This window comes from Xanthobacter sp. ZOL 2024, assembly GCF_052932325.1.
Map to the genome: position 1 here is coordinate 4511601 of NZ_CM128808.1, position 22497 is coordinate 4534097.

Below are 22497 nucleotides of genomic sequence, written 5' to 3' on the forward strand. Positions count from 1 at the left end.
CTTGATACCGCAGGATGCGGCGGGAACTGGCCAGCGGCCACGCCACACCCGCGCACCGGCACCTGCGGCATTTTGTCAAACCCTCAGCCCGGCTCAGCCGTTTCTGCCACCGGTGCGCTGCGCGCCGCGCGCGCGGCCGTGGCCACCCGCACCCGCCGCTGCAGATAATCCAGTACTGACCGGAATCGGGATTGCGGCCGCGCCCCCGGCGGCTCCAGGCCAAACGGCTGAAACAGGCGGATGCGGTCGTCGCGGGCGACAATGGCATCGGTGATGAGGCGCGCACCCAGCACACCATGGGCCAGCTCCTCCAGCCCCATGGTGACGCAGAACCACACGCCCTTCTCCCCTTCGGCGAACAGCGGCATGCCATGGCGGGTGTGGGTGAGCGCCACGCCGTGGCTCTGTTCCACCAGCGCCCGACGCGCGGCCGGCGCGACGGCGCTCACATGGCGGCGCAGACAGCGGGCCGCGGAGGCCCGCCCCCAGGGCGGAAAAGCGGTTTCGGCGGCGAGCGCGAGGCTATCGCCCTCAAAGCGCCAGCGCAGGCCGGTGGCACCCACCTCCTCCGCCAGCCCACCATAGGCGGCGGTGCCCGCCGGCACGTGGAACCGCCCGCGCACCCAGGGCCGCGTCACCAGGCTCGGCGCCAGCTCCGGCGCCCACCGGACCAGTTCCGCCCCACCGCTGAACACGAGATGGGCGGCACGCACGCGCAGCCCCGGCAGGGTCACATATTTGCGAATCCCATGCCCATCGATGCTGAGGGCTGCCGGCTGCGGCAGGCGGGTGAGGCCGCAATCGGCCACCGCCGCCTCCAGCAGCTGGCGGAACGCCGCGCCCCCCACCTGTTGGGCGGGCACCACCCCCAGCGCCGCCACATAGGTCGGCGTGGCCAGCAGCGCCTGGGTGTCGGCCGCATCGAGAACCACCCCGCCGCCCGGCACCAGGGCATTGAACGCCTCGGCCTCGCGCCACAGATCATCAGCTGCCGCCGGCCGCGCCACCGCCAGCCGGCCCTTGGCACCAAGGGTGAGGCCGGCCCCCGTCGCCAGCGCCATGCCGCGCTCGGCGGCCGCCACCGAAAGACGCAGAAGATCCTGCGCATCGGCCTGGCCCACCGCATCCCGTAAGGCGCGCGCGGAGAGGCCATAGCCCGGGGCCAAAGTGGCATCGAGCCCGAGGCCCTCCGGCTGCCGCGCCAGGCTCACCAGCACCACCTCCAGGCCGCGCGTCGCCAGATCGCAGGCCATCAGCAGACCCGCCATGTCGTCACCGATGACACACACATCGCAATCCCGCGTCCGCTCCGGACCGGTGGCGTGGCGCAAGGGCGCGGATTCGGGAGAAGCGGAAGGCAAGGCGGTGCTGGTCATGAACCCTCGTTTTCTGGCGGTGGACGCCCTTCACCTCATCTCTGCGGGCCGCAGCCCCTGGCGCCGCCCCTTAGGTAAGGGCCGCGACAGTGTGGCGCGAGGCGGCTTGAGAATCCGTTTCCACCGCCGCTTGCGGGCGCGGCGTGGCGCGAACACGCCCGCTGCGGGTTGCGATGCAGCACGCGCCTCGGGCATAAGGGGCCACCTTCGACACGTTCCGGTTTGCCCATGCGCCGTCTCATCTTGCTGCGTCACGCCAAATCCGACTGGCCTGAAGGGATGGCCGATCCGGAGCGTCCCCTGGCGCCACGCGGCCGTGAAGCGGCCCCTCGGCTCGGCGCCTATCTCGCCCTTCAGGGTCTGGTGGCGGATCGGGTGCTCATCTCCCCCGCCCGGCGGGCGCGGGAGACCTGGGAACTGGTTTCCGGCCAGATGCCGCCGGTGCCTATGGCGGCCAGCGAGCCGCGCATCTACGATGCCAGCGCCACCCGGTTGCTCGGCGTGGTGCGCGAGCAGCCCCGACAGGTGCATATGCTGATGCTGGTGGGACACAATCCAGGCCTTGAGGATCTGGCAGCGACCCTGGTCGCCAACGGCGTGGCGGCGGACATGGCGCGCATGGCGGAGAAATTCCCCACCGGCGCCCTGGCGGTGATCGACCTGCCGGTGGACGACTGGAGCACCATCAAGCCCGCCAGCGGCCGCCTCGACCGCTTCCTGGTTCCGCGCGAGCTGAATGGCGCCGGCTGAGCGCATGATCGGCCTCACCGGCGCCCTCGACGAAGCCCGCATCGCCTGGCTCACCCTCGCCGACCGGGTGGAGGGCCTCGCCCACCCCACCCTGCGGCTCGGCGTCACCGGCCTCTCGCGCGCCGGCAAGACCATCTTCACCACCGCTTTGGTGCATGCCCTGCAGCGGGGCGGCCGCATGCCGGTGTTCGAGGCCATGCAGTCCGGCCGCATCGCCCGCGCCGAGCTGGAACCCCAGCCCGACGATGCGGTGCCGCGCTTCGCCTATGAGGAGCACCTCGCCACCCTGGCCGAGGCGCGCGCCTGGCCCTCCTCCACCACGCGGGTGAGCGAACTGCGCCTGGCGGTGCGCTATGCCACCGCCCGCGGCAGCCTGCGCACCCTCACCCTCGATCTCGTGGACTATCCCGGCGAATGGCTGCTGGACCTGCCCTTGCTGGCCATGAGCTATGCGGACTTCGCCCGCCAGAGCCTGGAGCTGGCGCGGGCGCCGGCCCGGGCGCGGGTGGCCAGCCCCTATCTCGCCGCGGTGGCCGCCCATGGCGCCGATGGGCCGGCGGACGAGGCCCACGCCCGCGAGCTGGCCGCTTTGTTCACCGCCTACCTTTCCGCCTGCCGCACCGAGCAAGTGGCCATGAGCCTGCTGCCGCCCGGCCGGTTCCTGATGCCGGGGGATCTGGAAGGCTCCCCCGCCCTCACCTTCGCGCCGCTCGACCCGCCCGACGGCGCGCCCCGCCCCGGCGGCCTCGGCGCCATGATGGAGCGGCGCTTCGAGGCCTATAAGAATGCCGTGGTGCGGCCCTTCTTCCGCAACCACTTCGCTCGGCTCGACCGGCAGATCGTGCTGGTGGATGCCCTCTCCGCCCTCAATGCCGGGCCGGCCGCGCTGGCGGACCTCGAACGTGCCCTTGATGGCATCCTGGCCGCCTTCCGCACCGGTCGGAACAGCCTGCTGAGCACCCTGTTCCGCCCGCGCATCGACAAGGTGCTGTTCGCCGCCACCAAGGCCGACCACCTGCACCACACCAGCCACGACCGGCTGGAAGCCATCCTGGCGCGGCTGGTGGAACGGGCGCGCGGCAGGGCCAAGGAGCATGGCGCGGCGCTGGACGTGGTGGCGCTGGCCGCCATCCGCGCCACCCGCGAAGCCCGGGTGCGGCGCGACGGCCTCGATCTCGCCGCCATCGTCGGCACGCCGGAGAAGGGCCAGGAGGCCGGCGGCCACCGCTTCGACGGCGAGGAGGAAGTGGCGGTGTTTCCCGGCGAATTGCCGGCCGATCCCGACAGCTTCTTCGACCCCGCCGGCACCGGCTTCCGCGGCCTCGCCACCGGCGATGTGAACGACGCCGACTTCCGCTTCCTCAAGTTCCGCCCGCCGGCGGGCATTGGCGGCAAGGCGCCCATTCCCCATATTCGCCTCGATCGGGCGCTGGAGTTCCTGCTGGGCGACCGCCTGGTGTGAGCCCACGCGGCACGAATGCGGCCGCCCGACTGGAGAACCGATGAGCGACGAGCCCGCCCGCATGTCCCCCTCCGCGAAACGCCCGCAGGCCGCGCGCCCGCAGGTGTTCCGCCTGGACGAAGGCGACATCACCCTGGCCCCGCCCGAGGCAGAGCTGGAAGCTGGGCCGCCGGAACCGGTGCCGGCGGCCGGCGGCCGACGCGGCGTCTTCTCCCGCTTCGGCTTTTCGTGGTCCGGCCTGTTCTGGACCGCCCTCGGCGGGGTGCTGAGCCTTGCCGCCTATGTGGGGCTGAGCCAGCTCGTCAGCGATCTTTATGCCCAGTCCCCGGCGCTCGGCTATGTGGGCCTCGGCCTTGCCGGCGCGCTGGTGCTGGCCGGCGTCATTCTCATCGGCCGCGAGGTGGCGGGCATCGCCCGCCTCGCCCATCTCGACCATGTGCGCGAGAAGGCCGCCGCGGCCCTGGCGGACGATGACCGAACCCTGGCGCAGGGGGTAGCGCGCGACATGCTGCGCCTTTCCGCCGCGCAGCCCACTCTGGCCCGCGCGCGGGTGGAGCTCGAAAGCCATCTTGGCGGCATCATCGACGGGGCGGATCTGGTGCGGCTCACCGAACGCACCTTGCTCCCGACCCTGGATTCCCGTGCCCGACAGATGGTGTCGGAAGCGGCCAAGAACGTCTCGGTGGTCACCGCCGTCTCGCCCCGCGCCCTGGTGGACCTCGCCTTCGTGCTCTACACGGCGGTCTCCCTGATGCGCCGCCTCGCCCAGCTCTATGGCGGGCGGCCGGGCATGCTCGGCATGCTGCGGCTCATCCGCCATGTGCTCGGCCACCTCGCCGTCACCGGCGGCATGGCGGCGGGCGATACGCTGGTGCAGCAGATCGTCGGCCAGGGCCTCGCCGCGCGGCTCTCGGCCAAGCTGGGCGAAGGGGTCGTGAACGGCCTCCTGACTGCGCGCCTGGGACTTGCCGCCATCGCCGTCACACGGCCCCTGCCCTTCACCGCTCTGCCCGCCCCGCGCCTCGCCGATGTGGCCACCGGCCTGTTGCGCAAGGCGGAAGAGGAGGAACAGGTGCCCTCACGCCGGGAGCAGGCGGGCCGGTAGCTCGGTGAGCCGATAGCGCAGCGGCCGGTTGCGGCGCAGGGTCTCCGCCGTGGGCCAAGCGACGATGACCGACAGCAGCGCGATGAGCCCCGCCGTGCTCCACTGCGCCTGCGACGCGGCAAAACCGACCACCCCCGCGAGCCCCAGCGCCGCGAGGGCGCCCAGACCCATCATCAGCCCCCACCGCGCCCGGCCATAGCCGCCCCGGCACTCCACTGCGACACCAGCCCGCGCCAGGGCCGCGTGCAGCGCCCGCACGAAGCGCAGGTAATCCGCCTTCTGGTCGCGCATGGCGGTGAGCGAGGTGCGGGAGGCGGAGGCCACCACAAGCCGGGTGCCCTCCCGCCCCAGGATTTCCAGCTCAAAGGTGGCGCTGGCGAATTTGGCGGGCTGGAAGCGCAGCGTCAGCCGTCCGATGTCGGCGAGCTTGAGCCGCCCTTCCCGCGGCCCCACCAGCCATTGCAGCGCATCGTCCTGCAGGGTCAGCGCCACGCCGGCACCACCGAGGCGGGGGTGATAGGCATAGGTGATGTCGGTCTTGGTCCTGTCCGGCATGGGTCCTCGCTTCATCGCCGCTGTGTGGGCGAAGGCGGGAGGCGACGCAAGAGGAGCGGGAAAAGGGACGCAGCCTGCGCCGGTCAGCTCAGCTCGCGCATGGCCGCGTCGATCCCCTCCACGGTGAGGGGGAACATGCGGTTTTCCAGGATGTGCCCCATGAGCCGGATGGAATCCGTATAGCCCCAATGGGCCTGCGGCACCGGATTGAGCCAGGCCGCGTGGGGATAGGTGGCGAGCAGCCGCTCCATCCAGATCTTGCCCGGCTCGGGATTGTTATGCTCCACCGAGCCGTTGGCATACATGATCTCATAGGGGCTCATGGAGGCGTCGCCCACGAAGATCAGCTTGTAGTCGCTGCCATAGGTGTGCAGCACATCGAACAGGGAGATCCGCTCGCTGGCGCGGCGGGCGTTGGAGCGCCAGACGCTCTCATAGACGCAATTGTGAAAATAGAAGTGCTCCAGATACTTGAACTCGGTGCGCGCGGCCGAGAACAATTCTTCGCACTGGGCGATGTGCCAATCCATGGAGCCGCCCACATCGAGGAACAGCAGCACCTTCACCGCATTGCGCTTTTCCGGCCGCAGCTTGACGTCGAGATAGCCGGCGCGGGCGGTCTCGCGGATGGTGCCGTCGAGGTCCAGCTCCTCCGGCGACCCCACCCGCGCGAACTTGCGCAGCCGGCGCAGCGCCACCTTGATGTTGCGGGTGCCGAGCTCCACCCCGTCGTCCAAGTCCTTGAACTCGCGCTTGTCCCACACCTTCACGGCGCGGAAATTGCGGTTGCCGTCCTGGCCGATGCGCACCCCTTCAGGATTGTAGCCATAGGCGCCGAAGGGCGAGGTGCCGCCGGTGCCGATCCATTTGTTGCCGCCCTGGTGGCGCCCCTTCTGCTCCTTCAGCCGCTCGGCCAGGGTCTCCAGCAGCTTGTCGAGCCCGCCCAGGGCCTCGATCTGGCGCTTTTCCTCCTCGGTGAGGTGCTTTTCCGTGAGCTTGCGCAGCCACTCCTCGGGAATGGCGTGCCCCTCCTCGCCCAGCGCCGCCTCCAGCCCCTTGAAGTGCTGGCCGAACACCTGGTCGAACTTGTCGAGGTACCGCTCATCCTTCACCAGGCTGGCGCGGGCGAGGTAATAGAAGGTGTCCACCTGCCGGCCGGCGAGATCGCGGTCCATGGCCTCCATGAGGGTCAGGTATTCGCGCACGGAAACCGGCACGCCCGCCGTCTTCAGGGCCTCGAAGAATGCGATGAACATGGCGCGCGGCTCCCTGTCGCCGGCCCCTGCTCGCCCGGCTTGTCCTGTCGCCAGTGAAGCACGCGGCGCCGGCATGCGCCACCGCGGCCCGGACCTCCGCTCAGGTGGAGAGCAGGACGCGCTCGGCCCCGTCCAGCACCAGGCAGGTGAGGCGGCCACTGGCGAAGGCGCCGGTGTCGATGCCGATGCGGTTGGCCTTCAGCTGCGGCTCGGGCGTGGGCGTATGCCCATGCACCACCATATGGTCGAACGCGCCGGCATGGTCGAGGAAGGCGTGGCGAATCCACAGGCAGTCCTCGCGCCGCTGGTCCTCCAGCGGCACGCCAGGCCGCACGCCCGCATGGACGAACAGATAGTCGCCGCACACGTGATAGGTGCCGAGGCTCTCCAGGAACACCAGATGCCGGGCCGGCACGGCGCCGCGCCACTGCTGCCACAGGCTGTGCGGCTCCTGCACCCCCGCGACCTCGGCGAAACCGGGCAGATAAGATTGCACCGCCTCGAAGCCGCCCACCCGCTGCCAGTGGGGGAAGGCCTCGAAGCTGCGATGGGCCTCGCGCATCATCTGCTCGTGATTGCCGGACAGGCAGATGACGTCCCGGGCGCGGCGGCGCTCCAGCAGGGTCTCCAGCACCTCGGCGCTCGCCGGGCCCCGGTCCACGTAATCGCCCAGATAGATTTCCACCGGCTCCTGCCCGGGGTGGGCCGCCTGGTCGTCTTCCATCTGCCGCTGCAGACGAACCAAAAGGTCGAGCCGGCCGTGGATGTCACCCACGGCATAGACCCTCTTGCCCTCCGGCACCCGGGGCAGCGGCTGCGTCATCACCCGTCCTCTCATGCCGTCCTTTGGGGCATGCGGCTTGCGCGCGCCACCATGAAGCGGTCAGCTTGCCGGCGCCTTGCGTCACGCCCGCCGGAATGTCTTCGGAGATCAGGATAGCGGGCTTTGCTGCATTGCAAAAGACGGGGTATTTGCCCACCGCGGGAGCCCGTGGCATGGGCAGGCGATCCGCGCGGGCGGGATTCGGTGGCGAGGGGTCCATGGGGTTCGAGATCACGGCATTGGCGCTGCTGGTGGAAGCCGCGCTGGGCTATCCGGCGGCGCTGGTGAACCGCATCGGCCATCCGGTGATCTGGATCGGCCGACTGATCAGCACCCTGGACCGGGCCTGGAACGCGCCGGAGCGCCCCGCCGCCCAGCGCCGCCTGCTGGGGGTCGTCACCGTCGGCGTGCTGGTGATCGCGACAGCGGTGCCGGCCGCGATCCTGGAAACCGGGCTGCGCGCCCTGCCCTTCGGCCTCCTCCTCGCCGGCCTTGCGGGCAGCAGCCTTTTGGCCCAGCGCGCGCTGCACACCCATGTGGCGGCGGTGGCGCAGGCGCTGGAGACGGGCGGCCTGGAGGCGGGGCGCGTGGCGGTCAGCCAGATCGTCGGCCGCGATCCGCAGCACTTGGATGAGGCGGGCGTGGCGCGGGCGGCCATCGAGAGCTTGGCGGAGAATTTCTCCGATGGCATCGTCGCCCCCACTTTCTGGATGTGCCTCGGTGGCTTGGCCGGTGGCGCCGCCTACAAGGCCATCAACACCGCCGACAGCATGATCGGCCATCTGAACGCCCGCTATGGCGCCTTCGGCTGGGCGGCGGCGCGCACCGATGATCTTGTGAACCTGCCGGCCTCCCGCCTCACCGGTCTGCTGCTGGTGGCCGCCGCCGCGGTGACGCCGGGCGCCTCGGCGGGGCCCGCCTTCGCCGCCATGGGGCGGGATGCGCCGCGCCATCGCTCCCCCAATGCCGGCTGGGCCGAGGCGGCCATGGCCGGCGCCCTCGGGCTGAAGCTCAACGGCCCCAAGGTCTATGGCGGCGTGCCCACCGACGATGCCTATATGGGCGATGGCCGGCGGGAGGCCACCGCCGCCGACATCCGCGCCGCACTGCGCCTCTATCGCCGGGCCGATGGCCTGCTGGTGGCTCTGGTGGTGGCGGGAGCGCTGCTCTTCGCCTTCGGCTGAGAGTTCAGCCGCCCTTCACCGACATCGGCAGGCCGGCCACCATGAACACCACCCGCCCGGCACGACGGGCGAGGCGCTGGTTGAGCCGGCCAGCGGCGTCGCGGAAGGCGCGGGCCAGCGCATTGTCGGGCACGATGCCGAGCCCCACTTCGTTGGCGACGCACACGGTGAGGCCGGGCCGCCGGCACAGCGCCGCTTCCAGCGCCGCCGATTCCCCATCGAGATCGTGCTCGGCCAAAAGATGATTGGTGAGCCAGAGGGTGAGGCAATCCACCAGAACCGGCTGCTCCGGCGGCAAAGCATCGAGCGCGGGCGCCAGCGCCAGGGGCACGTCCTGGGTGCGCCAGCCCTCCGGCCGCCGGGCCCGATGGCGGGCGATGCGGTCCACCATCTCGTCGTCCCGCGCCTCGGCGGTGGCGAGATAGGCCCAGGGGCCCGGCTCCGCCTCCACCATCTCCTCGGCGAACGCGCTCTTGCCGGACCGCGCGCCGCCCAGCACCAACACCAGCCCTGTCGCCATCATGCCTCCACCGCCGCGCCCTGCCCTGGCAGACCTTCCGCGGGCGGCGACACTAACGGGGCTTCCCACCACGGCAAAGCACAGGGTGTGAGGCCGAGGGCGCGGGAAAACGGGAGGCGGGAAAAATGCATCCCGTCGTCGCGCCGCTGGTCAGTCGGCGGCTATACTGGCGACGCATCATTGCCCGGAGACCCCTGCCCCATGGCCGCCGACCTCACGCTGGAATGGCTTGCGCGCCTCGTCGGTTTCGACACCACCAGCCGCAATTCCAACCTCGCGCTGGTGGAAGCGGTGGAAGCGTTTTTCCGCGCCCGCGCCATCCCGTTCGAACGGGTGGAGGATGTCGCCGAAGGCAAGGCGGCGCTCATCGCCACCATCGGCCCGCGGGACGTGCCCGGCATCATTCTGTCCGGCCATACGGACGTGGTGCCGGTGGATGGCCAGCTGTGGAGCTCCGATCCCTTCACCCTCACCGAACGGAACGGCAAGCTCTATGGGCGCGGCAGCGCCGATATGAAGGGCTTCGTGGCGGTGTGCCTCGGCATGGTGCCGCAGATGCAGGCGCAGCCACTGAAGAAGCCCATCCACCTCGCCTTTTCCTATGACGAGGAGGTGGGCTGCCTGGGGGTGCGCCCGCTGCTCACCCATATGGTGGCCAACGGCTATCGGGCGGAAGGCTGCATCGTCGGCGAGCCCACCATGATGCAGGTGGTGGTGGCCCACAAATCCAAGCGCTCGCTGGAAACGGTGGTGACCGGCCGGGGCGGCCATTCCTCCCGCGCGCCGGAGCTGGTGAATGCGGTGCAGGCGGCGGCCCTCATCGCCGCCCGGGTGATGGCGCTCGACACCCGCCTCGCCGAAGGCCCGCGGGACGACCTTTATGACGTGCCGGTTTCCACCGCCCATGTGGGGGTTCTGCACGGCGGCACCGCCGTGAACATCGTGCCCGAGCGGGCGGTGATGGAATGGGAAATCCGCGCCCTGCCCGACCAGGACATCGACGCCTTGGTCGCCGAGATCACCGATTACGCCCACACCGAGCTGGAACCCGCCATGCAGGCGCGGGCGCCGGAAAGCCGCATCAGCTTCAACATCATGAGCGCCATTCCCGGGCTCGCCACCGATCCGGAAGCGCCCATCACCACCCTCGCCAAGCGCTGGGCCGGGCGCAACGACCACGCCAAGGTGGCCTATGGCACCGAGGCCGGCCTGTTCGTGGAGATGGCGCAGATCCCCACCGTCATCTGCGGCCCCGGCTCCATCGGCGTCGCCCATCAGGCCGACGAATATGTGGAGATCAGCCAGCTGGAGGCCTGCGAGGACTTCATGCGCAAGGTGATCGACTATTGCAGCTGAGGCCTCCGCCTCAGCCGGGCCTTACGAGCGGGCCTTGGCCACCAGCGCGGAGGTGGAGCGACCCTCCACCAGATCCACCAGCGCCACCCGGCCGCCCCAGCTCTTCACCAGATCGCCGCCCACCACCTGGTCTTCGCGATAATCCGCGCCCTTCACCAGCACGTCGGGCTTGAGCTGGGCGATGGTCTCATAGGGCGTGTCCTCGTCGAACAGCACCACCAGATCCACGCAGCGCATGGCCCCCATCACCCGCGCCCGCGCGCCCTCGTCCTGCACCGGCCGGCTCGCCCCCTTGAGGCGGCGCACCGAGGCATCGGTGTTGAGCGCCACCACCAGCCGGTCGCCCTGCCGCGCCGCCGCTTCCAGCAGCGAGACATGGCCGGGGTGCAGCAGATCGAAGCAGCCGTTGGTGAACACCACCCGTGCCCCCGCCGCCCGCCAGCCCGCGATGATGCCGGCCGCCTGGCTGCGGGAGACCAGCTCCCCCGCCTCGGCCCCGTGTGCGACGCTGGCATCGAGGGCGGCGGCGAGTTCAGCCCGGGTCACCACCGCGGTACCGATCTTGCCCACCGCAACCGCCGCTGCCGCATTGGCGAAATAGACCGCGCTTTCCATGGGCTGGCCCGAGGCCAGCGACACCGCCAGCGCCGCCAGCGCCGTATCGCCGGCACCGGAGACATCGAACACCTCACGCGCCTGGGTCGGCACGTGCAGCACCTCGCCGTCGCGGCGCCACAGGGTCATGCCCTTTTCCGAGCGGGTCACCAGCACATCGCCGCCGAACTGCTGTGAGGCGCGCGCCGCCGCGGCGGCCACCTCCGCATCGGTGCCATCGGACAGGCCGGTGGCGGCGGCGAGCTCGATGCGGTTGGGTGTCACGAGGCTGGCGCCGCGATAGGCCTCGAACGTGCGCCGCTTGGGATCGACGATCACCGGCACCCCTTCGGCCTGAGCCGCAGCGATGGCGACGGCGATCACCCGATCGGACAGCACGCCCTTGGCGTAATCGGACAGAACCACCACCCGGCTGCCCTTCACCGCCGCTGCCACCGCCGCCGCCAGCGCGTCCTCGGTGGCGGCGCTGGGCGCGGCCTGGGTCTCCGCGTCGATGCGCACGATCTGCTGGCGCCCGCTCATGACGCGGGTCTTGGTGATGGTGGGGCGGGCGGGATCGCGCACCAGATGGGCGAGGTCCATCTCGCGATAGGGGGCGAGCGCCTCGGCCAGGGCCGCGGCATCGGCATCGGTGCCGACGAGGCCCACCAGGCTCACCGCCACGCCCAGGGCGCAGGCATTGGCCGCCACATTGGCGGCGCCGCCCGGCACGATGCGTTCGGTGCCATGCACCAGCACCGGCACCGGCGCTTCCGGCGAGATCCGCGAGACCGAGCCGACGATATACCGGTCCACCATCACATCGCCGATGACGGTGATGCGCGGCATGCGCCCTTCAACCATGATCGAAACCCTTGACGCGCATCATCCCGCGCTCTCGACGCGGCCCTTGAGATAGTCGGTGACGTAGGATTCCACCCCGGTCTCCAGCGACAGGAAGGGCCGCTTGTAGCCGGCGGCGCGCAGCTTGGTCACGTCCGCCTCGGTGAAATACTGGTACGCCTTCTGCAGGCTCTCGGGCATGTCCACATAGGTGATCTGCGGCGCCGCGCCCAGCGCCGCGAACACCGCCCGCGCGAGATCCGCGAACGAGCGGGCCTTGCCGGTGCCCACGTTGAAGATGCCGGAGACATCCGGATTCTCCAGCAGCCAGCGCACCACCTCCACGCAGTCCGACACGTGGATGAAGTCCCTGAGCTGCCCGCCATCGGTGAATTCAGGATTGTGGGACTTGAACAAGGTGACGCTCTCGCCGCGCGCGGCGGCGGGATAGATCTTGTGCACCACCGAGCGCATGTCGCCCTTGTGGTCCTCGCCGGGGCCGTAGACGTTGAAGAAGCGCAGGCCCGCGAACTGCGGCGGGCGCGGCCCGCCCGCCTCCACATCCGCCATCACCCGGCGATCCACGAACAGCTTCGACCAGCCATAGGGATTGAGCGGCGCCAGCAGCGCCAGGCCGGCGGTCGATTCGTCATCGGTGAAGCCGGCGGCGCCGTCGCCATAGGTGGCGGCGGAGGAGGCATAGATGAAGCCCAGCCCCTTGCGGGTGGCGAGGTCCCACAGATCCAGGGTGGCGCGGATGTTGCGGGCGACGATCTTGTCGGCGTCGCGCTCGGTGGTGGCGGAGACCGCGCCCATGTGCACCACCGCCGCCAGCCGCCCGCCTTCCTTCTCCACGAAGCTGTTCACGACCTCGGGGCGGATCACGTCATGCAGCGGAATGTCGGAAATGTTGCGCCATTTCGGGCCGTCCTCCAGCCAGTCGGCCACCACCACGCGGTAGCCGTCCTCGGCGGCGGCGCGGGCGATGTTGGAGCCGATGAAGCCCGCCCCGCCGGTGACGAGGAGGATGTCGCGGCTCATGGACGGCTGGCGCTTCATGGGGTCTGCCTTTCAGCGGTCACGCGGAACACGGTCGTGTGCCACGGCTCACTGCCCTTTGTCCACGCCGGCGCGCAACGCCTCCAGCGCCGACCAGACCGCCGCCGCGCCGTGATCGGCAAGGCAGGGCGGCCCCTCCAGCGTTTCGGGGGCGATGCGGCAGCGCGACTTCTCGCAGGGCGCGCAGTCCCGCGTCGCCGGCAATTCCCGCACCCGGGCGCCGAACAGGCCGGTCAGCTGCGGATTGGTGGGGCCATAGAGCCCCAGGGTCGGCACCCCATAGGCGGCGGCGAGATGGCCAAGCCCCGTATCGACGCTCACCACCCCCGCCGCCCCCTGCAGCACCGGGGCGACGGTGGCCAGGGACTGGGGCGGCAGCAATTCCACCGCCGGTTCATCGGCGGCGATGGCGGCGGCGCGGGCCGTCTCCTGCGCCCCATGGGCGAACAGGCGCACCTTGAGGCCCGCCGCGCCGGCGCGGGCGGCCAGCGCCTGCCAGCCCTCCCGGCTCCAGGTCTTGGTGGGCCAGGTGGTGCCGTGCAGGAACACGAGATAGGGCGCGCCGCCGGTCGCCACCGGTCGCAGGCCGGTGTCGGCGGGCAGGCCCTCGAGGCTGTAGCCCAAGGCGGCGGCGAACAATTTTCGGATGCGCGTCGCCATATGCTCCACCTCGGGCACATGATGGCGATGGCCGTAGAACAGGGTTGCCAACGGCTCGCGGGCGCTGGCGCGATCGAAGCCATGGCGCGGCCCCTCGGCGCAGGTGGCCACCAGCGCGCTCTTGAGCAGGCCCTGGGCGTCGATGACCACATCATAGCGTTCCGCCGCGAGCGCCCGGCGCACCGCGCCGGCCTCCCCCGAGCGCCAGGCGGCGAGCGGGTGCTTGCGCAGGCGGCGCAACGGCACCGGGATGGTGCGGCGAACGGCGGGATGCAGCGCCGCCACCGGCGCGAACGCCTCTTCCACCGCCCAATCCACGCTTAGCCCGGGCAGCGCGGCGGCGGCATCGGTCAGCGCGGGGAAAGTGTGGACCACATCACCAAGGGACGACAGCTTGACGAGAAGCAGCTTCATTGCCGGGTCTGCTCGGCCGCCGCCATCACCTCTTCCGCCTGAATCTCCTCCAGGCACGCCAGGGTGCCGAGGGGGCATTCGCGCTTGTGGCAGGGACGGCAGGCCAGATCCCGCGCCACCACCCGCGCCCGCCGCCCGGCCGGTGGCGTCATCTTCTCGGAGGAGGCGCCATAGATCACCACCAGCCGCCGCTCGAACGCACCGGCCACGTGCATGAGGCCGGAATCATTGGAGATCACCACGTCGGCGTCGGCGAGGATGGCAGCGGCGTCGATCAGGCTGGTGCGACCCACCAGATTGTCCACGGCCACTCCGCTGGTGGCAGCGATGAGGTCGGCCGCCTCCTGGTCCTTGGGCGAACCCAGCACCCGCACCCGATAGCCGGCCTTCACCGCCAGCGCCGCCAGCTGGGCGAACTTCGGCGCCGGCCAGCGCTTGGCCGGGCCGTATTCGGCGCCGGGACACAGCACCATCACCGGCCCCTCGCCGGCGAGGGGAAACTTGGCCACCGCCGCATCATGGGCGCCGTCCGGCAGCATGAGATGGGGCCGGGGCACCATGGTCTGGGTGCCGGGCGGCAGGCCGAGGGCCACGAAGCGATCGATGGTGCGGGCCGTCTTGCGCAGGCTGTCGGGCCGCGCATCGGTGAGCAGCGCCGTGCGCATCTCACCCTTGTAGCCGACCCGCTCGGGAATGCCCGCCGCGAAAGGGGGAATGGCCGCCTTGAACGCGCGTGGCAGAATGATGGCCTTGCCATAGCCCTCGGCGCGCAGCGAGCGCCCCAGGCGCCAGCGCGCCACGAGCCCGAGCTCGCCATGCCCCAGGCCCAGGGGAATCGTGCGCCGCACCCCCGGAATCATCCGGGCGATCGGCAGCGCCGCGGCCGGCGCCAGCACGTCGATGGGGCGGGAGGGCTCACGCATGCGCAGCACCTCGACCAGACTCGCAGCCATCACCATGTCGCCAACCCAGGACGGGCCAACGAGCAATTGGGGCGAGAGGGAACCGAAGGCACGCATGTGCGACTCACAGGAAAACAACTCCGCCTCATGACAAGGCGTCACCCGGCCGTCAAGCATCCGCCCGGCCGCCGCTAGAGATGAGGGGCCGGGGTCAGGGATGGCAAGAGGCGGATCAAAAGAAACAGGCCGAACAAAAAAGGCGCCCCGGGACGGGACGCCCATCACCGGCACGCCAGCACCGGCACACGCCATCGTCGGCACTCCGCGGCCGGCGCGCCGCCCCTTGCGCGGCGGCGCACACATCGCGGCGACCGATCAGGCCGTCGGCGTGGACTTCTCCACCGACTTCTTCAGCGGCTCGGACGATTCCGACGCCACTTTCTGCGCCAAAGCCGAGAGATCCTTGGCCTGGCCGCTCACCGTGTCGAACTGCTTGCGGGCGTGACCGGTGGAGAGCTCGACAGCCTCGGCCATGCTCTTGGTCTGCAGCAGCGAATTGAAATAGTCGAACGTGGAGTTCACGTTCGCCTGCATGGCCTCGAGCACCTTGGCGTTGTATTCCGCCACGCCCTTGCTGGCGGTGGTGTAGGTCTCTTCCAGAGCAGCATTCACCTGCTCGGCGGACGCCTTCAGCTTCTCGTAATTCTCGCGGGCGGCAGCCAGTCCCTTCTCGGCGATCTCGCGCACCGCCGGAGGCACCTCCACCGGGGGAATGCCATTGGCGGAAAACGCCTTCTTCGCTGCCTCGACCTGGTCCTGATACGCCTTGATGAAGGAGTCGCTCATGTCGTCCTCAAGATACGCGGGGCCTTGCGTGAACGAAGTGACAATGGCCTCCGGACTGCGCCGGACGTTCACCCCCGCGAGCTCAGGGCACCCCTGCACCCCACCCCGCCAAAGGAGAAACACGGGCCACTGCCCCGACTTTCCAAGCTATAATGGAAGGTTGCGTGCGACGCAAAAACAATTCATGCGCCGCACAATGAGAACGTTTTCAGTCAAGCCGCCGCGAGAGGCGACGTGACGGAACGCGAAAGCCTCGCTTCAGGCGGACTTGTTGGGGTCGAGCGCCTTCTCGGCATTGGTCTTGGCTTCACGAATGACGCTCTCTCCCACCGTTTTCAGGTCCTGAGCCGCGCTCTGCGCGCTCTCGGCGGCGGCGGCGCTCAGGGTCTTCACCCGATCGGCCAGGGCGCGGGCGTGCTGATCCAGCGACTTGGCGGTGGTCTCACCGAGCGACTTCACATCGGCGCCGAGCAGCTTGGCCTGCTCGGCCGCCTTCTGCATCTGGCTCGACAGGAATTCCGCCTGCAGGCTCAGCATTTCCTGCGGGGTCCTGGCGGTCACCAGCTTGTTGAGGAACGCGAAGCTCGCATCCACATTGGCTTCCATCTGCGACAGCGCCTTCTGGCGCAGCTCCAGCACGCCGCTGCGCACTTCCTCCAGGCGGCCCTCGCCTTCGTCGACGGCATCGAGGGCATTCTTGAACAAGGTCTCGAACGCCTGGCGCGCCTGGGCGACATTCTTTTCCGCAACGGCACGCACTTCCGCAGGCAACTCAAGGTTTGGGCTGAACTTCGTGGTCATGGCGGTGTCTCCTCGGGCTGCGGCGCGGCCATCCCTAAAAGCCGCACCATTTTGATTGTAGTATGCGCTGTCCACGCTGCGCCAATATGAAAATCATAAAGCACGCCTGAGTTGCCTCGCTATTAACCAATTTACTGCATTGTCCCTTCCCGATGGAAACCCACGAGACCGCCCGGGCGGCCAATGCGGACAGCAGGGATGACGGAGACGAAGGCCCGCATATTCGATCTGTCGGAACCGCGCCTCGCGCCCCTGCGCCAGGACCGGGTGCCGGCCTTTCTCGTGGATGCGCAGACCGCCGTCGTTCTCAGCGCCACCCCCGCCAGCGCCGACCTCGGCGTGGTGGCGGACGCGCCGTTGCCACCCTCGATCGCCGAAATCGCCCAACAGCTCGCATTACAGGGCGGGCCCACCCTGGTGCGGCTGCGCCCGCCCGGCGACGGCGCCCACCAGGTGTTCCGCTGCCTGCCGCTCGACCTTGAGGGACACCGCACCCTGCTGTTCTCGGATCCCGCCGTACCCGACGCCGCCGCACCGATCGCCGCGCCCGCCGCTCCGGCGCCGGCCGTGGAACGCTTCACCTTCGAGATGGACGCCGAAGACCGCTTCCGCTCCCTTTCCCCGGTGTTGGCGGGCGCCCTCGGCGCGACCGCCGGACGCTGGATCGGCGCCCGTGTGCCGGAACTCGAAGCCGCGGGCCTCGTGGGCGGCAGCCCCGGCGGCGGCGGCGTGCTGACGGACGTTCTGGCGCAGGGCGTCAGCTTCTCCGGCATCCGCCTCGCGGTGCGCCAACCACAGCCGCTGGACCTGGAGCTGGGTGGCGTGCCGCTGCTGGATCCGCGCCGCCGCAAGCTTGGCACGCGCGGTTTCGGGCTCCTGCGCCGCGGCGCCATGCCGATGACCGACGAAGCCCCCGCCATGCCATCGCCACCCGCGCCGGAGAGTGCGGCGCCAGTCGCCACCAATGTGGTGCCCTTCGGCAGCGCGCTCTCGGCCCGCGACAGCAAGACGTTCGAGGAGATCGGCCGGGCCTTGACCGGCTTCATCGGCGGCGAGGAGGCCGATGCGCCCGGCCCGGCCCCGGACGACGACACCACCGCAACCCTGCCAGCTGCCTTGCCCACCGCCGTGCTCGACGCCCTGCCGCTGGCCACGGTGCTGGCCGATGCCGACCAGCCGGTGCACGCCAACCGCACCTTCTTCGATTGGACCGGGTGGCCGGACCTCGCCGCGGTGGAAGCCGCCGGCGGTCTCGACCACGCGATTCAGATCCGACCCCAGGGGAACAGCAGCCTGATGACCGCCACCGGCGAGCGCCTGCCCGTGACTGCGCGCACCATGACCGCCCCCTTCCTTTCGCCGGATGCGCGGCTGCACGTGCTGCGCCGGCTCGACCGGGCCAATGAGCTGGATCCGCCCGCCCGCGCGCCCGAGGACAGCCGCCGCGCCGCCCTCGATCTGGTGCCCTGGCCGCTGCTGCTGATCGACGCGGGCAGCCGCATCCTGTTCGCCAACCGGGCAACGGTGGCCCGGTTCGGCTTTCCGGCCGAGGACATCACCGGCCACTCCTTCATTCTGCTGGTGGCGCCGGCCCAGCGCGCCGGCGCCTATGGCTGGCTGGAGGGCGCCACGGCCGGCGCGGCCAACGGCGACGGCGCCATCGCCCCGTTGCAGCTGACCCTGCGGGCGCGCAATGGTGAGGAATTGGAGGCCCTGGCCGGTCTCGCCCGCATCAGCGAGGTTCCCGCCGAATTCTGCCTGGTGTTCGGCCCCACGGCGCCCCCCGCCAGCGCCCCCGCCGCCGATGCCGCCGGCAGCTCCGTGACGGCCCCGCAGCGCGCCGCGACGGCGACGAACGACGCCGCAGCGCAGACGGCGCCCACCGTGGCGCCCTCCCCCGACCCGCCCGCTGAACCGGCGCACCAGCAGGTGGCCCCGCTGCCTCCCGAGGCGGCGCTGCAATTGGTGGCGCGCCGACTGGCGGAAAGCCTGGCGCCGGCCTTCGCCACCCTGCGCGATCCGGCGCGGCAGCCCGACGACAGCCTGCTGCCGCCGGACCTGCGGGCGGCCATGGAGACCGTGCAGCAGAGCCTCGACGATCTGAGCGCCCTCGCAACCCCGCTGGGCGAGCCGCCGCTGGAGCCCACCGCACCCGCCGCCCTGGTGCACGCCGCCCTCGCCGAGCTGCGGCCGGTGGCCCGGCGCCGGCATGTGACGGTGCGGACCGACATCGACGACGTGCCACAGATCACCTCCGCCCCGCCGCGCCTGGCCCGGCTGGTGCGGCTGATGCTGGAAGAGGCGCTGAGCGCCGCGCCGGCCGATTCCACCATCATCATCTCCCTCACCTGCGAGGATCCCGACGGCACCAGCCCGGTGTATCTGCAGATCAACGATGCGGGCGATGCGGTGGACGAAGTGGACGATGCCGCCGCCCGGCGCCCGCTCACCCTCTCCCCCGGCACCGATCGCTTCAGCCGCGCCGGCCGGCCGCTCCGGCTGGCCCGTCTGGTGGCGGAAGCCGATGCCCTCGGCGCCCGGTTCGAGATCGTGCGCGGCCGGCCGCGGGGCATGTGCGCCCGCCTGACCCTACCCCGTTAGGAGAACGCCCCGCGCAGCCGCCCAGAGCGGCGCGCGAATACCTCCGGAACCCGCATGTCGCCCGCCACTTCTTTAGAAAAATTCTGATTCACGCGCTCGGAATTCTACGCAGTTGACGGCGAAGGCCCGTGTCTGCGTAAATGAGAATGAGAAGCACGTTTTTGGATGACTTCTAATTGAGCTGATCTGGGCATTGCCATGATCGTTTGTTCTTGCAACGTCTTTTCGGACCGTCAGGTCCTCGATGCCCTTGCGGCGTCGGATGGGATGCGTACGCCCGGCGAGGTTTATCGCTGCCTGGGCTGCTCCCCCCAATGCGGGCGTTGTGCCCGCACCATTCGTGCCATCATGGATCAGGCTCAGGCCCGCAGCTGCGCCGGGTGCGCGGAGGATTGCGCGGTCGCGGCCTTGACCGGCATGGTCGCGGCGGAGTAACCGCCGGCACGGGTCACACCGCTGAACCGCAAACGCCATCGTGAACCGGCGGCGCACCGATAGCGTCGGCCGAGCGGTTTCCGGGTGTTGAAATCAACTTAGAATTTGTCTAAAACCATTTCGACTTCACAAGGTATGGCCGGTTTTAGGCGTCAGGAGCAGACCATGAAAGGCGATCCGAAGGTTATCGAATACCTCAACAGAGGCCTTCGCTCGGAGCTGACCGCCATCAATCAGTACTGGCTCCATTATCGCATGCTCGACAATTGGGGCTACAAGGCGCTGGCGAAGAAGTGGCGCGCGGAATCCATCGAGGAGATGGTCCACGCCGACAAGTTCACCGACCGCATCTTGTTCCTGGACGGCTTCCCGAACATGCAGGTGCTCGATCCGCTGCGGATCGGCCAGGACGTGAAGGAGATCCTGGAGGCGGACCTCGCCGCCGAGCTGGACGCCCGCGCCCTCTACCAGGAAGGCGCCACCTACTGCCAGTCGGTGAAGGACTATCCGAGCCGCGACCTCTTCGAGGAGCTCATGGCCGACGAGGAAGGCCATATCGACTTCCTCGAGACTCAGCTGGACCTCGTCGCCAAGCTCGGCCTGCAGCTCTACGCGCAGCACCACATCGGCGAGATGGACGAGGATTGATCCTCTCCACCACCGACAGATCCGAAAGCCCGGCTTCGCGCCGGGCTTTTTCGTATGGGATCAAGGCGTTTAGTGACAGCTATATGTTACCTCCGCAGGCAATCGCGCCAGCCTTGAAAGCGACACAGAATATAACGATGTTGCCCCCGAACTGAGGCGCCCTCCATCGCGAGGCGCCCTTCCGCTCTTCCATGAGACGGATCCACCAGTCCCCGGGGCGCGCTGACGCGGATCGGCGTGCCGCGCGGCGGGGAGACCGGCGATGGAGCCTTCCATGGCCCGACCATTCGAGAGTTGACGTTGAAACTTGGCGCACCCACACGTCGCCTCGCGCTGATCGTCGCCGCCGGCTGCGGGCTCGCCGCAGGGGTGGCGCTGACGGCGCTGGCGCTGCTTCCCCTGCTGGTGCCCGCCGCCGATCTGCGCCGTTCCGCCATCGAAGCCGTGGCCGGCACCACCGCACAGGGCGTCACCATCACGGGCGAGCCGGTGCTGCAGCTGCTGCCCTCGCCGCGCGTCATCCTGCACAAGGTCACCTTCTCCCTCCCCCGCGACCAGGCCCTGGATGCGGAATCGGTAGTCAGCCGCATCAATCTGTGGCCGCTGCTGCTCGGCCATGTGGAGATCGCCGACGTCACTCTGGTCAGCCCCACCCTGGTGCTGCGCCGCGAGACCGTCCGACCACAGCTCGGCATGGCCGGCTTCCTCGCCGCCGCCGATGCGCCGGAATTGCGGGTGGTGAACGGCACTGTGGTCTGGCGCTCGGAAAGCGGGCTCACCCAGGAGCTGGTGTCCGGCATCGACGGCAGCATCGACCGCATGCGCAATGGCCGCGGGGTCGCCCTCGACGTCACCTTCGACTGGCGGGACGAGGCGGTGGAAGCCAGCCTCGCGGTCGACAATATCCAGGATTTCCTGGCCGGCACCCAGAGCCCCACGCGGATCGCCCTGTCGTCCCGCAGCGCCATCGTGCGCTTTCGCGGGCAGAGCAGCTTCGGCAGCAGCTTCGGCGCCGACGGCACGATCTCGGCCGACGTGGATTCGCTGCGGGCCCTGCTCGAATGGCTCGGCGCCACCGCCCCCACCGCGCGCGGCTTCGAGGCGTTCAGCCTCTCGTCCCATTTGGTGATGGACGACAATCAGCTCTCCCTCACCAAGGCGATGCTGGACCTGGACGGCAACCGCGCCGAGGGCGGCCTGCTGCTGAAGCTCACCGACGCCCGGCCGATGCTGCAGGGCACTTTCGCGGCCGAGCGGCTCAATCTCAATCCGTATGGCCGCCTGCGCCTGACCAGCGACAACGGCCTGGAATGGAGCCGGGAGCCCATCGACCTCTCGGTGCTCAACGCCTTCGACCTCGACCTGCGCCTGTCGGCGGGTCAGGTCACCGCCGGCGACACCCTGTTCACCACGGTGGCCGCCAGCGCGGTGCTGTCCGAAGGGCGGCTGGTGCTGGCGCTGGGACAGACCAACGGCTGGAACGGCATGCTGCGCGGCACGGCGACCCTGGCCCCCCTGTGGGCCAACCGCGCCGGTGGCACCGGCCTTTCGCTGCATGTGGAAGCCGACTGTACCGACATCGCCCTCGCCCCGGCCCTCGCGGACCTTGCCGGGCTCGATCATTTCGAGGGCACCGGCACCCTGCAGTTCGACCTCCAGGGCGAGGGCCGCAGCCCGCAGGACATTGCCCAGACCCTCGCCGGCCGGGTCAGCCTCACCAGCGAGGGCGGTTATCTGGTGGGGTTCGACGTGGCCCAGGTTCTGCGCCGCATCGAGCGCCGACCGCTCTCCGGTGGCGATCCGCGCGGTGGTCGCACCGCCTTCGACCGGCTGGTGGCCCGCGCCACCCTGCAATATGGCCTTGCCACCCTCGATGAGATGAAGCTCAGCGGCAAGTTGGTGCGGCTCTCCCTGGGCGGCACCCTGGATGTCGGCACCCGCTCCCTGGACCTGACCGGCGAAGCCGCCCTGATGGCCCCGCCCAAGGGCAGCCTGCCGGATATTTCGCTGCCGTTCGTGATGCAGGGACCCTGGGTCTCACCCCGCATCATCGCCGATCCCGCCAGCCTGATCGAGCGATCCGACGCCGCCCAGTCGTTGCTGGAGGCGGTCAAGGGTCACAAGAGCGCCATCACCACCGTGCGGTCGGTCATCGAGAAGCTGGTGGCGCCCGCCGCCGCCCCGGCAGCGGCTCCGGTCGCGACACCTGCAGCACCCCCTGCAGCAACCCCTGCTGCAATACCTGCCACGCCCCCCGCCGCCACCCCGGCGGCCCACGCGACACCGGCCGACTGAGATCATCCATCT

Annotated in this window: 20 protein-coding genes; 9 read left to right on the forward strand and 11 right to left on the reverse strand. The window is 70.0% G+C overall.

Features of this window, described 5'->3' with window-relative positions:
* Window positions 1-83: 83 nt before the first annotated feature.
* Window positions 84-1376: a hypothetical protein gene (locus tag ACU4E7_RS20655; RefSeq protein WP_238121196.1), complete on the reverse strand. Its 1293-nt coding sequence runs from the start codon at window positions 1374-1376 to the stop codon at window positions 84-86.
* A gap of 228 nt (window positions 1377-1604) precedes the next feature.
* On the opposite strand from ACU4E7_RS20655, the gene ACU4E7_RS20660 reads away from it, so the two are divergent.
* Genes ACU4E7_RS20660 through ACU4E7_RS20670 form a run of 3 tightly spaced genes read left to right on the forward strand, consistent with a single transcriptional unit; the run spans window position 1605 to window position 4693 of the window.
* Window positions 1605-2126, forward strand: coding sequence for a SixA phosphatase family protein (locus ACU4E7_RS20660; protein ID WP_238121195.1), 522 nt, complete (start codon window positions 1605-1607; stop codon window positions 2124-2126).
* Window positions 2113-3588 carry a YcjX family protein gene (locus ACU4E7_RS20665; protein WP_447019969.1) on the forward strand — a complete coding sequence of 492 codons (1476 nt, stop codon included), beginning with the start codon at window positions 2113-2115 and terminating at the stop codon, window positions 3586-3588. Before ACU4E7_RS20660 ends, ACU4E7_RS20665 begins: the two co-directional genes overlap by 14 nt.
* A gap of 40 nt (window positions 3589-3628) precedes the next feature.
* Window positions 3629-4693 (forward strand): YcjF family protein, encoded by a 1065-nt coding sequence (locus tag ACU4E7_RS20670; RefSeq protein WP_238121193.1) that lies wholly within the window; start codon window positions 3629-3631, stop codon window positions 4691-4693.
* Here ACU4E7_RS20670 and ACU4E7_RS20675 read toward each other — a convergent pair.
* From ACU4E7_RS20675 to ACU4E7_RS20685, 3 genes are all read right to left on the reverse strand, one after another.
* On the reverse strand, window positions 4667-5248 hold the full coding sequence (locus tag ACU4E7_RS20675; RefSeq protein ID WP_447019970.1) for a hypothetical protein: 582 nt from the start codon (window positions 5246-5248) through the stop codon (window positions 4667-4669). The genes ACU4E7_RS20670 and ACU4E7_RS20675 overlap by 27 nt on opposite strands.
* 83 nt (window positions 5249-5331) lie before the next feature.
* On the reverse strand, window positions 5332-6504 hold the full coding sequence (locus tag ACU4E7_RS20680) for a vWA domain-containing protein (RefSeq protein ID WP_447019971.1): 1173 nt from the start codon (window positions 6502-6504) through the stop codon (window positions 5332-5334).
* Window positions 6505-6604: 100 nt separating this feature from the next.
* Window positions 6605-7327 carry a metallophosphoesterase family protein gene (locus ACU4E7_RS20685; protein WP_238121190.1) on the reverse strand — a complete coding sequence of 241 codons (723 nt, stop codon included), beginning with the start codon at window positions 7325-7327 and terminating at the stop codon, window positions 6605-6607.
* Window positions 7328-7545: 218 nt separating this feature from the next.
* On the opposite strand from ACU4E7_RS20685, the gene cbiB reads away from it, so the two are divergent.
* Window positions 7546-8511 carry an adenosylcobinamide-phosphate synthase CbiB gene (gene cbiB, locus ACU4E7_RS20690; RefSeq protein WP_447021677.1) on the forward strand — a complete coding sequence of 322 codons (966 nt, stop codon included), beginning with the start codon at window positions 7546-7548 and terminating at the stop codon, window positions 8509-8511.
* 4 nt (window positions 8512-8515) lie between these two features.
* Here the strand turns inward: cbiB and cobU are convergent, their stop codons facing one another.
* Window positions 8516-9031, reverse strand: coding sequence for a bifunctional adenosylcobinamide kinase/adenosylcobinamide-phosphate guanylyltransferase (cobU, locus tag ACU4E7_RS20695; protein ID WP_447021678.1), 516 nt, complete (start codon window positions 9029-9031; stop codon window positions 8516-8518).
* A 201-nt stretch (window positions 9032-9232) separates the two neighbouring features.
* Here cobU and argE point away from each other — a divergent pair, with 201 nt between their 5' ends.
* Complete coding sequence (argE, locus tag ACU4E7_RS20700) at window positions 9233-10387, forward strand: acetylornithine deacetylase (RefSeq protein ID WP_447019972.1); 1155 nt, start codon at window positions 9233-9235, stop codon at window positions 10385-10387.
* A gap of 21 nt (window positions 10388-10408) precedes the next feature.
* Here the strand turns inward: argE and rfaE1 are convergent, their stop codons facing one another.
* The 6 genes from rfaE1 to ACU4E7_RS20730 form a co-directional block, all read right to left on the reverse strand.
* Entirely contained in the window at window positions 10409-11830 is a 1422-nt protein-coding gene (rfaE1, locus tag ACU4E7_RS20705) for a D-glycero-beta-D-manno-heptose-7-phosphate kinase (protein WP_447019973.1), read from the reverse strand.
* Window positions 11831-11866: 36 nt separating this feature from the next.
* Complete coding sequence (gene rfaD / locus ACU4E7_RS20710; protein ID WP_238121419.1) at window positions 11867-12853, reverse strand: ADP-glyceromanno-heptose 6-epimerase; 987 nt, start codon at window positions 12851-12853, stop codon at window positions 11867-11869.
* Window positions 12854-12931: 78 nt separating this feature from the next.
* Complete coding sequence (waaC, locus tag ACU4E7_RS20715; protein WP_447019974.1) at window positions 12932-13957, reverse strand: lipopolysaccharide heptosyltransferase I; 1026 nt, start codon at window positions 13955-13957, stop codon at window positions 12932-12934.
* Window positions 13954-14976 carry a lipopolysaccharide heptosyltransferase II gene (gene waaF, locus ACU4E7_RS20720; RefSeq protein WP_238121186.1) on the reverse strand — a complete coding sequence of 341 codons (1023 nt, stop codon included), beginning with the start codon at window positions 14974-14976 and terminating at the stop codon, window positions 13954-13956. Before waaF ends, waaC begins: the two co-directional genes overlap by 4 nt.
* Before the next feature lie 258 nt (window positions 14977-15234).
* On the reverse strand, window positions 15235-15705 hold the full coding sequence (locus ACU4E7_RS20725; protein ID WP_238121185.1) for a phasin: 471 nt from the start codon (window positions 15703-15705) through the stop codon (window positions 15235-15237).
* 258 nt (window positions 15706-15963) lie between these two features.
* Window positions 15964-16506, reverse strand: a complete 543-nt coding sequence (locus ACU4E7_RS20730; protein ID WP_238121184.1) for a phasin family protein — start codon at window positions 16504-16506, stop codon at window positions 15964-15966.
* A 198-nt stretch (window positions 16507-16704) separates the two neighbouring features.
* Here ACU4E7_RS20730 and ACU4E7_RS20735 point away from each other — a divergent pair, with 198 nt between their 5' ends.
* The 4 genes from ACU4E7_RS20735 (at window position 16705) to ACU4E7_RS20750 (ending at window position 22485) form a co-directional block, all read left to right on the forward strand.
* Window positions 16705-19107 (forward strand): PAS domain-containing protein, encoded by a 2403-nt coding sequence (locus ACU4E7_RS20735; protein WP_447019975.1) that lies wholly within the window; start codon window positions 16705-16707, stop codon window positions 19105-19107.
* A 198-nt stretch (window positions 19108-19305) separates the two neighbouring features.
* Window positions 19306-19542, forward strand: a complete 237-nt coding sequence (locus ACU4E7_RS20740) for a (2Fe-2S)-binding protein (RefSeq protein ID WP_238121182.1) — start codon at window positions 19306-19308, stop codon at window positions 19540-19542.
* 165 nt (window positions 19543-19707) lie between these two features.
* Window positions 19708-20190 (forward strand): bacterioferritin, encoded by a 483-nt coding sequence (bfr, locus tag ACU4E7_RS20745; protein WP_238121181.1) that lies wholly within the window; start codon window positions 19708-19710, stop codon window positions 20188-20190.
* A gap of 300 nt (window positions 20191-20490) precedes the next feature.
* Window positions 20491-22485, forward strand: a complete 1995-nt coding sequence (locus ACU4E7_RS20750; protein WP_447019976.1) for an AsmA family protein — start codon at window positions 20491-20493, stop codon at window positions 22483-22485.
* Window positions 22486-22497 lie beyond the last annotated feature (12 nt).